Source organism: Pseudomonas petroselini, from assembly GCF_045037875.1.
GTDB classification, from domain to species: domain Bacteria; phylum Pseudomonadota; class Gammaproteobacteria; order Pseudomonadales; family Pseudomonadaceae; genus Aquipseudomonas; species Aquipseudomonas petroselini.
Genome location: NZ_CP173614.1, coordinates 3555674 through 3566937 on the forward strand (window position 1 = coordinate 3555674; position 11264 = coordinate 3566937).

General features: G+C 61.1%; 8 protein-coding genes. 3 read left to right on the plus strand and 5 right to left on the minus strand.

Going from position 1 to position 11264, the window contains the following annotated elements; all coding sequences use genetic code 11:
• Nucleotides 1-11 precede the first annotated feature (11 nt).
• Nucleotides 12-5099 carry a dermonecrotic toxin domain-containing protein gene (locus ACI512_RS16355; RefSeq protein WP_236379728.1) on the minus strand — a complete coding sequence of 1696 codons (5088 nt, stop codon included), beginning with the start codon at nucleotides 5097-5099 and terminating at the stop codon, nucleotides 12-14.
• A 206-nt stretch (nucleotides 5100-5305) separates the two neighbouring features.
• On the opposite strand from ACI512_RS16355, the gene ACI512_RS16360 reads away from it, so the two are divergent.
• A complete protein-coding gene (locus ACI512_RS16360; protein ID WP_236379729.1) occupies nucleotides 5306-6343 on the plus strand; it encodes an Ldh family oxidoreductase in 1038 nt (345 codons plus the stop codon).
• Between the two features lie 50 nt (nucleotides 6344-6393).
• On the opposite strand, the gene ACI512_RS16365 is transcribed toward ACI512_RS16360, so the two are convergent.
• Nucleotides 6394-6714 (minus strand): YqjD family protein, encoded by a 321-nt coding sequence (locus ACI512_RS16365; protein WP_010172915.1) that lies wholly within the window; start codon nucleotides 6712-6714, stop codon nucleotides 6394-6396.
• A gap of 163 nt (nucleotides 6715-6877) precedes the next feature.
• On the opposite strand from ACI512_RS16365, the gene ACI512_RS16370 reads away from it, so the two are divergent.
• Complete coding sequence (locus ACI512_RS16370; protein ID WP_003190904.1) at nucleotides 6878-7132, plus strand: hypothetical protein; 255 nt, start codon at nucleotides 6878-6880, stop codon at nucleotides 7130-7132.
• Here ACI512_RS16370 and ACI512_RS16375 read toward each other — a convergent pair.
• Nucleotides 7104-8024 (minus strand): LysR family transcriptional regulator, encoded by a 921-nt coding sequence (locus ACI512_RS16375; RefSeq protein WP_236379730.1) that lies wholly within the window; start codon nucleotides 8022-8024, stop codon nucleotides 7104-7106. The two genes, ACI512_RS16370 and ACI512_RS16375, sit on opposite strands and share 29 nt — an antisense overlap.
• A gap of 90 nt (nucleotides 8025-8114) precedes the next feature.
• On the opposite strand from ACI512_RS16375, the gene ACI512_RS16380 reads away from it, so the two are divergent.
• Entirely contained in the window at nucleotides 8115-9041 is a 927-nt protein-coding gene (locus ACI512_RS16380) for a carbon-nitrogen hydrolase family protein (protein ID WP_236379731.1), read from the plus strand.
• A gap of 227 nt (nucleotides 9042-9268) precedes the next feature.
• On the opposite strand, the gene ACI512_RS16385 is transcribed toward ACI512_RS16380, so the two are convergent.
• Together ACI512_RS16385 and ACI512_RS16390 are read right to left on the minus strand one after the other, a co-directional pair.
• On the minus strand, nucleotides 9269-9730 hold the full coding sequence (locus ACI512_RS16385) for an LEA type 2 family protein (RefSeq protein WP_012723897.1): 462 nt from the start codon (nucleotides 9728-9730) through the stop codon (nucleotides 9269-9271).
• Nucleotides 9731-9742: 12 nt separating this feature from the next.
• Complete coding sequence (locus ACI512_RS16390) at nucleotides 9743-11170, minus strand: nucleobase:cation symporter-2 family protein (RefSeq protein WP_012723898.1); 1428 nt, start codon at nucleotides 11168-11170, stop codon at nucleotides 9743-9745.
• Between the last annotated feature and the right edge of the window lie 94 nt (nucleotides 11171-11264).

Sequence of the window (11264 nt, forward strand, 5' to 3'; positions counted from 1 at the left end):
GTCTCCTAGGTTCAAGGTGTCGTCGGTGTGGGGTCGAGATGGCGTCCCATCTCGCAGATAAGACGGGCGATGGAGTCGGCGTTGCACAGAATCGTGTCAATGCGTGCGTCCGGTGATGTGCTGTCCAGAAACGCGTCGCGCGCATCTTCCACAGTCGTACTGCCCGTGGACTTTTGGACGGCTTTGAAGATGGGGTCATCGGAGTCCATAGAGTCGAAGCTCTCCCACATGCCCGAGAAGTCGTTCCAGCGTGAGAACAGTTGGTGACGCGGGGTGGCCAATGACAGGGCTTCACGCTGCATCTGCTGCAAACTGTCGCGGGCGAGCCGGCCGGCCACGGTCAAGATTTCGATCAGGTCCGAGAACGGCCGGCGTGATTCAGCCGTGCTGATATCGTGGGCGGGCGTGTAGAGATGGGCGAACTCGTGAATCAGCGTGGCCGCTCGCGCATGGCCGTCAATGTCGAACGGTTCGGTCAATAGATGGGTGTATTGGTGCAGTTGTTGATCAAAAAACCGTTCGGTGAAAAACACTTGCTTGCTCTGGTCTTTGGCGATGACGAACGCTATAACGCCTTCAGAGGGATCACTGCCGGTGCCCACCACGAACCGTGAGCTGTTCAACAGATCAAGGCTGGGGTCCACCAAGGCTTTGCACACCGGGATCAGGACTTTTCTCATTTTTTTCAGCATGCTTTCGTCGATGTTGTCGGCGTCGAACAATTGCCTCAGGAACCCCTCCAGGCGGGTACCGGGTGTCAGCTGCTTGAGCTGCACCAGGTTGTGCATGGCGTTGAACGCATAGAAACGCGCCAGATCCAGCGCTTCGATGATCTGCATGGCCTTGGTTGGATACAGGCGGCGAATCTCCTCCATACCCGTCGCTTCGATGTTCAAGAACATCTTTGCGTTAAAGCGGGTCACGTAGCGATTACCCAGTCGCGAAAGCGCTTTGCCGTATTGCAGCCTGTGATTGTGCGGCTCCAGGACCAGACGCTGCAGACGGGTACTGGACACCAGGGGGCCGTCGCTGCCGGGGGCTTTGCCGGCTATTCGCAGTCGCTTGGCGTGCTTGATCGGGTAGACCTTACCTTCCACTGCGCCGTAGAGCGCTTTGCCATCGGAGGTGGCGTAGAGCCCGGTTTTCGGCTGTATGTGCAAGTCCGCCAAGGCCACATCGTTGACTTCGTAGGATTGCAGGCGCGTACGCCTGGGGTCTGTCACGTCGATGTCCGTGAGGGTTGGCGCGATCGGGGCTGCAGGGGTTTTCAGGTCGCGTTCATCCACCTCGTTGAACACCGGCGGTTGCGCCTTGGGCACCGGCGTGCGCACTAATTGCTCCACCGTCGCCATTCGCGCAACACCGAAGATGAACGATCGCAGTGCATCCTGCCAATGGTGCTGTTGCAGGGCCTCGGCCGAGTCCTTGAACAGGGTATAGCTCTGCCAGATCAGCAAGGGTAGCTGCAGTTTGCCCGGTAAGAACCTTGCCGCGCGCTGCACGCCGCTGCTCAACAGGTGCTTGATGGTGTCCCAGAAGTCTTGGCCATCAGGGTCAAGCTGATGCTCAAGCATGCGTCCCATCACCTGCCGGTTGTCCTGGTACAGCTGTTTGATGGCGTGGCCCTTGATCGGCTGATTGGCCAAGGTGATTTCCGATGTCGCACCTTTGGTACCCGCCAGCAGGTTTTTATACGTGGCCTTGTGCGCACCCAGCAGGTGGGCAACGATCCAGTCTTGCAGCCTGCCGGGTACGTTCAGTTGGTTGAGAAACTGCGCCGTGCTCTCGAACTCCTTGAAACACTGGCTTGGGTAGTACGGCGCATAGAGAATCAACGGGCCTGTGGTGCCGGCACTGATCAGATAAAGGCCCAGCGCCTTGGCGATGCTGGCGCGAGGTGTCGCAATCATTTCAAGGGGGCGAATACTCGCCGTGGCACCGTCGACGGCGGCTCGCGCGATGGCGTCCGGCATGTCGAATACCTGGCGAATCAGGGTGTAGCCGGCGTCCGATAACTGCTCCTGCAGTTTCAGCGCATGGGCGTGTTGCAACAGCTGCCACGGCAATTGCTGGACGAAACGCCGCTCACGCGCCTGGGCGCCCGGTTGGTCGGTTTCCAGTTTTTCCTTGAGGTAGTCCTGGCCGTTTTTGACAATTTTCAAGTTCACGAGGAGTTGGCGGACAGTCGATTCGGTCAGGGTCTTGGCGCCCGATTCCACGGTGAAGGAACTCGCCTGCTCGTTGATGTGCGCCAGGGCGTAATCGACGAGGTTCTGCCGCTGCCCACCCAACGCAAGTGTTGGCGTTATAAACACGTCTTCGGGGTAAAGGGCGTCGTCCACCAGCATGTCGCTGAGCGTGTCGTGGACATGCTGGCGCAACGAGAACAGCTCATACAGGTAGTCTTTCTCATCCAGCGTGTTGCGTCGGTATTGTTCCAGCAACTCGGCATGGTGGCGCTGCTCATCAGGTGGCGCCATGCCCAACCAGGCCGGCAGCGAGCGTTGCGTGACAAAATAATGCGCGAGCTGCGCGGCGCCCTCCAGGGGCGACGCGGGAAGCACGGCTAAACGATTCAAGAATGCCTTGCCGGTCGGCTTCTGTGCCAGCCAATGCGCCCTTTGTGCGATGTAGTGGTCGATCCACGACTGCTGGCGGTTTTCACTGATGGGCTCGGTGATCAGCCAAAACGCCCCCAAGGTATATCTGGCATGGGGCAGGCGTTGGCGCGGGTCAAGGTTTTCCAGGAGCGCCAGGCGTGCGTCGGGATCTTCCAGCCGCGCCTTGAGTTGTTCTTTCGCCAGCGACGGGGACGCGAAGCTTTCCAGGCCCCACGCCGGGGTCCAGAGAATCGCGCGGCCCGAGTGATGGTGGTCCAGGCCGCCGCGTTCGGTGAGCATCAGGCAATTGGCCAAGCGGTGGCGCAGGCTTTGCCCTTCACGTTCGACGGTGACGCAGTAGACATCCGGGATGAACCCTTGGAGGTCCTCCCGTCGACGGCGGTCGGGGGTGTCGCTGTCAAAAACGGCCTGGATGATCGACTCGTCCCTGGCGTCCAAGCTCTTGTTCAGGCGCCGCAGGTGCGCCTGGCTCAATATCGCCTTGGACATCATGTCGCCCATCAGCGGCAACAGGCTTTCAAGGCGTGCACGGGGAATATCGCCGATGTCCTGGTGTTTAAAATGAGTCAGCACGCCCTCGACCATCCGATTGAGGGCCTTGACGTCCAGGTTGGACAGTTTCTCGGCATGATTGCCGTTGCGTGGCTGATAAACGCCGTAATGACGGGTCTCGGGAACCGGTCCGAGACCTTCGGCCAGGCGGCCGATGAAGTGATCCTCCAGGCTTTGGCTTTCCAGAGGCAACGCCACGGCACGCTGGTCGGCGCTGTCAGCGTAGCGATTGATGAATACCCTTGCCGGATCGAGCTGTTGGCGCTCACGCTGTCTCAAGTTATCGATCAGCGGGTCCATGACCGAGGGCAATGGCTTCATCAGGTCTTCCAGTGCCTTTGGGATATCAATCAGTTGTTTGTACAGCCGTTCTGCGCGCTTGGCGGCGGCCGACACCGGCCGCGTGGGGTCGGCCAATACGGAGTGAGTGGTCCAGCGCTGTGCGCTGTCCAGCGCCAGAAGCCGGTCGTCGACCATGAAGCGCACGTCCAGGGCATGGTCCAGCAGCGCCGAGAGGTTGATATCGCCGCGTTCGCGACGGAACTGGCCGAGCACATAGATCAGGTTGTTTACCTGCTTATCAATGATGCGTTCCATCAAGTGTTCGAACACGTTGCCGACGATGAGATTGCCGGTGACCTGAGGCTCGGTAAAGCCGATAAACAGCAGGCGCTCCTCCAGGGACATAAAGTTGTAGACATCGTCTTCATAGGCGGGCGCCTTCACCATCGCCTTCAAGGTCTGGATCAGGTCGGCGTGGTCGGCCAGCACTTGCAGCCCTTTGGGCGGCGAGTAAAACCAGGTGTGGGCGTTGCCAATCATCACGCAACTGGTCAACTCGACACCATGCGCCGCGTGTTCCCAGAACCGCACGGTCTCCCAGCGCAGCCCGCCACTGGCCTGGGCGCGCGGAGCACCGTCAGGGAGGAACAGTGCGGCCAGTTCATCCGCTTCTTCAGGGGTGATGATCGCGTCCTGGCGTTTGAGCAGTAGATCGATCCGGGCCTTGTGCGCCATCGTTTGTGCCAGGAATGTGCGACGCGAGGTGCCGTGTGGCGTGTCGGTGTTCCAGAAAGTCTCCAAGGTGTTTTGCAAGAACGACGACAACTGCCGTGACGCCTGTTCCAGGCCGTTTTCCCACGGGGTCAGTGCTTTGGATGCGGGGGTGTATTGGGGATGGAAAAACTCACGTGTCTGCCCCACGGGCCAAGCCTGCTGACGATAGCGCAACAGCAGTGCATCGGTGATCGGCAGCGAATTGACCCATTGTCGTGGTTCACCGTCGGTGGGCCCCACCTTGAAAAAGTTGACCCGCGCGCGGCTGGGGTCGAGCGTGGGCAGGAGTGGGCGAAACACGCTTTTGAGCAGGTCCTGAAGCATCGTCTCCAGGCTGGGCAGTTTAACCAGCTCGGCGAGCATCGCCTGCAGGTTGAGCGTTTGCTGGTGGTCCAGGGCTTTTTTTTGCGCCTGGAAAACATCCTGTGCAATATCCTCGGCCGTCAGCACCAGGCGGTTGTCCAGAATCAAGCCGGCGCGTGTGCCCAGCGCGATGAACTGCAACAGGTCATCCGCTTGTGTGGCGTCCCTGAGTCGTTCGGTCAGCTCGACGAGCAAGCGTGCACGGTTATCGAACTTCTCCAAACCTCCGTAGGGCGTATAGAGAAACGCCGGGGTGTAGTCGCCTGTCGAACTCATCATGAAGCTGCCCGCCAGCTCCAGCGCCGACGGGGTGTTTTTGTTCAGCCAGAGGGCTTGGGCGATCATCGGCGGTTCTTGCGCGCGTCGCGTGGCGTCGGTGGCGAATGACAGGTTGCGCAGAAACCCGATGTCCTTGGCGGTGATGCTGAAGTGCCGTTCGCGTTCGCGTTCCTTCCAGCCTGTGCGCAAGGCTTCGGTAAAAAAGTAAGGCGGTTGTACCTGGCTCATGAGGCGTTCCTTAAAGACGTTCAGACGGTGCGACGGCCCCGTCCGGTGAGTCTTGAGGCTAAAGCGCGGTACAGCGGCCCGGCAGTAGATATGTCTGGTGCGCGCGGCGCGCGGTGGTCGACAGCCGCGAGGGAAACCCTGTTTAATCGAGGGTGCCGATTGTTCGTACGCAGTTGCCGATTCCAATAATTAAACGGGAGCTACAGATGTCAGCATCGCCTTTGGACCAAGAACCTTCGCTCACGCGGCTCAGCAGTGCGCAGTTGACCCAGCTGTTGCGGCGGATCTTTATCCGGCACGGCACCTCTGAAACAGTGGCCCAGGTATTGGCCGAAAACTGCGCCAACGCCGAGCGCGACGGTGCCCATAGCCATGGGGTGTTCCGCATCCCCGGTTATGTGTCGACGCTGGACAGTGGTTGGGTCAACGGCAAGGCGGTGCCCATCGTTGAAGACGTCGCCAGTGGGTTTGTGCGGGTCGATGCGGCCAATGGTTTTGCCCAGCCGGCGCTGCACGCCGCGCGCGCGCTGCTGGTGGACAAGGCACGCAGCGCCGGGATTGCGGTGCTGGCGATCCGAAACTCCCATCACTTCGCCGCCCTTTGGCCGGATGTCGAGCCGTTTGCCGAAGAAGGCCTTGTCGCGCTCAGCGTGGTCAACAGCATGACCTGCGTGGTGCCGCATGGCGCCGACCGGCCGCTGTTTGGCACCAACCCGATTGCATTCGCTGCGCCCCGTGCCGACGGGCCACCGCTGGTGTTCGACTTGGCCACCAGCGCAATCGCCCACGGCGACGTGCAGATCGCCGCGCGCAAGGGCGAACGTTTGCCACCGGGCATGGGCGTGGACAGCCTCGGCCAGCCCACCCAAGACCCGAAAGCCATCCTTGAGGGGGGCGCCTTGCTGCCCTTCGGCGGGCACAAAGGCTCGGCGTTGTCGATGATGGTCGAACTGCTGGCTGCAGCGCTGACCGGGGGTAATTTTTCGTTCGAATTTGATTGGTCAGGCCACCCAGGCGCCAAGACGCCGTGGACCGGACAGCTGGTGATTCTGATCGATCCCAGCAAATCGGCCGGGCAGGGCTTTGCCGAACGCAGCCAGGAATTGGTGCGCCAGATGCACGGCGTGGGGCTCAAGCGTCTGCCGGGTGACCGACGTCATCGCCAGCGAGAAAAATCCAAGGAAAACGGGATCGCCATTGGCGCCGAAGACGTGGCGAACTTGTACCGATTGGCGGGGGAATGATGCAAATGATCGCGAGGGCGCCGGGCGGCACCCTCGCGGGTAAACGTGGATCAGTTACGGCGGCCCAACAACAGGCCGACCACTAGGCCAAAGCCTGCGGAAATGGCCACGGTCTGCCATGGATGGCCACCGATGTAGGTTTCGGTCGCATCGACCACAGGCTTGCTGCGCTCGCGCACATTGGACACCGAGTCCAGGGCTTGCTTGAGCTTGATGGCGACCTGCTCGCGCAGGGTTTCGCCTTCTTCGCCCACCAGGGAGGCGCTGCTTTTGAGCAGTTTGTCCGATTCCTCGATCAGTGCAGTCAGCTCACTGAACGCTTGATCCTTGATTTGTTCTTCGACGGCTTGCGCGGCAGATTTACGGGCCATTGTGTGACTCCTTGCAGGTAAAGGTGGCAGTGAACAATGGAGTCTCGGGCTGAGGCAAAAGTTGCAGTTTTTTTGCCCGGCAGCCTTTTCAGCTGCAATCCGAATCAAGAAATTTCGACCTACAGTGTAAGATGTCGCCTATTTGTGCAGCAGGTAATTCAACATGAGCTTCAATCTGGCCAACAAGACCCTCGCCGAACGCGCCGAGCTGGAAGATGAAAAGTCCCGTCTCTACGACCTGTGGCAAACCAACTTGGGCAAGGCCAAGGGTGAGGCGGCGCGGTTGTTCGGCGAGCGTGCCAAACGCAAGGGCAAGTGGGCCGAATGGGTCCGTGCGGAGCTGGACGGCATGTCGCCGCCGGAGTTCTCCAACATGGTGCGCAGTGAGGTCAACAAGTTGATGGCGGCGGCGAAGTAAAGCTGGCGACAATCGCCTCGTGCACTTTGAGCAACATCGGATCCAGCTGGGCCTGGGTCAGCCACCCCAGTTCCACCGGGTAACGCGGCAGTGCCAGCGGGCAGGGCAGTGTGCGCAAGCCTGTCAGGCTGGCGATGGCCTCGGCGGCATGCCCCGGAATGGTCGCCACTGCCTGGCTGCCCTTGAGCAGAAACGCCAGCGCGGCAAAGTGGCTGGTCGACGCACACACCTGGCGGCTCAGCCCCAGCGCCGCGAGCCCCTCATCGGTAATCCCGACAAACCCGCCTGACGACACCAGCACATGCTCGCGTGCCACGAACTCGTCCAGGCTGATGCCTTGCTGGCCCGGCGCCAGGCTGTTGGGGTCGACCAGGCAAGCGTAATCGCCTTCTCCCAGCACCCGCCGACTCAGCCGGCGTTCGGCAAAACCTCCCGCCGTGATCGCCATATCCAGGCTGCGATCAAGCAGGGCGTTGCCGACGATCTGGCTGTGGGTCTGACGGAAAATCACTCGCAGTTTCGGCAGGCGCTGCGCGATGGCCTCCATCAGTCGGCGGCCGTAAGCGATCTCGAAATCATCCGACAACCCTACCACCACGGAGCGGCCCTGATAGTGCTGGGTTTGTGGATCGATCATCGCCAGGCTTTGCCGACAACGGTCCAGCGCTTCGCTGATCACCGGTTTCAACTGATTGGCGCGCAAGGTCGGCGCCAGGCCCCGGCCGGTGCGCACAAACAGCGGGTCGCCGTACACATCGCGCAAACGCCGCAGGCCGGCACTGATCGCCGATTGCGTCACACCCAGGCGCAGCGCCGCGCGACTGGCGCTGGACTCATCGTGCAGGGCCTCGAAAGTCTTCAGCAGGTTCAGGTCAACGTTTGCGATATTCATGTGGCTCATATCATTCAGCATTGAAGTGGGCTTTATTCATGATCGAGGCTCGCCGGAGAATGGGCAACCCTATTATTCGGAGTGTGTGTGATGCCTGTTTCTACTGTGGCCGCTTTACAGATAGGCGCGTTGCCGGGTGGCAAGGCCGAGACCTTGGCGCAAATCCTCGGCTACGAGGCGGAGATAATGCGCAGTGGCGCGCAATTGGTGGTGATGCCCGAGGCGCTGCTCGGTGGCTATCCCAAAGGCGAAAGCTTCGGCACGCAACTGGGTTATCGCCTGCCCGAAGGCCGCGAAGCCTATGCGCGCTACTTTGCCAACGCGATCGACGTACCCGGCGTGGAGACCGAGGCGCTGGCCGGTTTGTCCGCCCGTACCGGCGCCAGCCTGGTACTCGGCGTGATCGAGCGCAGCGGCAGCACCCTCTACTGCACGGTGTTGTACTTCGAACCCATCGGTGGCTTGGTGGCCAAGCACCGCAAGCTGATGCCCACCGGCACCGAGCGGTTGATCTGGGGCAAAGGCGATGGCTCGACGTTGCCGGTGATCGACGCGGCGGTGGGGCGTATCGGCGGTGCGGTGTGCTGGGAAAACATGATGCCGCTGCTGCGCACGGCAATGTACGCCAAGGGCGTAGAGGTCTGGTGCGCGCCGACCGTGGACGAGCGCGAGATGTGGCAAGTGAGCATGCGCCATGTCGCTCATGAAGGCCGCTGTTTTGTGGTGAGTGCGTGCCAGGTGCAGGCATCGCCGCAGGCGTTGGGCGTCGAGGTTGCCAACTGGCCGGCTGAGCGCCCGTTGATCGCTGGTGGCAGCGTGATCATCGGCCCCATGGGCGACATCCTCGCCGGACCGTTGCAGGGCGAAGCCGGGCTGCTGACGGCACAGATCAATACGGATGACCTGGTGCGTGCGCGCTACGACTATGACGTGGTGGGCCACTACGCCCGGCCGGATGTGTTCGAGTTGGTCGTGGATGAGCGCGCCAAGCCGGGCGTGCGCTCTATCACTGACTGACACACGGTCGAAATGTGGGAGGTGGGTGAGCCCTGATGCCCGTCAGTTAAGGGCGAATAGTGTACCTGTGGCGAGGGAGCTTGCTCCCGTTGGACTGCGCAGCAGTCCCAGTCTTTCAAGTAAAGAGCCGGGGCCGCTTCGCGGCCCAACGGGAGCAAGCTCCCTCGCCACAGGTTACTTTCTCCCCTTTCAACCGCTTTTGATATTTATCGCTTATTCAGGCGGCTTTACCACGTCGCGGTGTTCGGTAGGTCCAGCGTGCCACGGTCGACGAAGCGCATCGTACCGAACAGCCCGCCCGCCAGTTTGCCTCGCAGCACGTAGGGCAGGTTGTTCAAGCTTTGGGTCTGGCTCAGGCCCAGGGTCTGACGTAACACGGAGAATGCCGAAACACTGACCGGCACCGTCAGAACCGTCTCGGAAAAGCGTGGAATGGAGCCGCTCTGATCACTCACACCTGACGCCAGCGGCCGGCCATTGACCTCGAGGTCCAGGGCCACGCCGTTGTAGTCGATTGCCGTTTCATTGGGGTTCTGCACCCGCAGCTTCACGGCGAAGCGTACTTCCAGGTCCTGGCTTTGCAGGGGCTCGATGCCCACCACGTTGATGTTCACCGGGTCGCGGTTGGGGAACAGGGCGCAGGCGCTCAGGGTCAGCAGCAACAGCGATAGAACCATGAGCTTGCGCATCTAAAAGTGCTCCTATTTCGTGACGTCCGGGTCCTGCATGACTTTGAGGGTAGAGGACTCCGGATCAAATTCATCTTCTTCCAGCTCTATGAACTCTTCCGGCAGGAAAATGTTCAGCAGGATTGCACAGAACGCGCCCACGGTGATCGGCGATTCAAAGATGTTATGCAGCGCCTTGGGCAGCTCGCGCAGCACTTCCGGCACGGCGGCGACACCCAGGCCCATGCCGAGGGAGATCGCCACGATCAGCACATTGCGCCGGTGCAGCCCTGCTTCGGCGAGGATCTTGATCCCGGCCACGGCCACGGTGCCGAACATGATCAACGTGGCGCCGCCCAGCACCGGCTTGGGCATCAGTTGCAGCACCGCGCCGATCATCGGGAACAGGCCCAGCAGCACCAGCAGGCCGGCGATAAAGTACGCCACGTAGCGGCTGGCCACGCCGGTCAACTGGATCACGCCGTTGTTCTGGGCGAAGGTTACCATCGGCAGGCTGTTGAAGGTGGCGGCCATCGCTGAGTTGAGGCCGTCGGCCAGCAGGCCGGACTTGATGCGCTTGATGTACAGCGGGCCCTTGACCGGCTGCTGCGAAATCATCGAGTTGGCGGTCAGGTCACCGGCCGCTTCCAGGGGCGAGATCAGGAAAATCACCGCCACCGGGATAAACGCCACCCAGTCGAACGAGAAACCGTACTTGAACGGCACCGGCACGCTGATCAATGGCACCTGCGGCAACGCCGCCATGTCCACACGGCCCAGCAGCCAGGCCACGACGAAACCCAACGTCAGGCCAATCACGATTGAACCCAGGCGCAGGAACGGGTTGTTGAAGCGGTTGAGCACCACGATCGTCAGCAGCACCAGCGCCGCCAGCCCCATATTGCTCGCGGCGCCGAGGTCGCTGGCGCCAAAGCCGCCGGCCATGTCGGTGACCGCCACCTTGATCAACGACAAGCCCATCAAGGTAATGATGGTGCCGGTGACCACCGGGGTGATCAGCTTGCGCAGCTTGCCGATGAACTGGCTGAGCGCCACTTCGATAAAGGCGGCGAAAAAGCAGATGCCGAAAATCGTCGAGAGGATCTCATCGGTGCCGCCGCCGCGGGCCTTGACCATGAAGCCCGCGCTGAGAATCACACTGATAAAGGAAAAACTGGTGCCCTGCAGGCACAGCAACCCGGAGCCGATCGGACCGAACGTGCGCGCCTGCACGAAGGTGCCGAGCCCCGACACAAACAGCGCCATGCTCACCAGGTACGGCACTTCGCTTTCCAGGCCGAGTACGCCACCGACGATCAGCGTGGGGGTGATGATGCCGACAAAACTGGCCAGCACATGCTGCAACGCGGCAAAAACCGCCGCGGTGAAGTGCGGGCGGTCTTCCAGGCCGTAGATCAGGTCGGATTTATAGCGCGGGCGGGGGGCTTGAGCGTCAGACAAAATGCGGGCTCGGGTCAGAAAAGGGAGGCGCAGGATGCCAGAAACTGCCTATGCTCAGAAGTGTAAATAAATATTTATAAACCCCCTGCGCAAA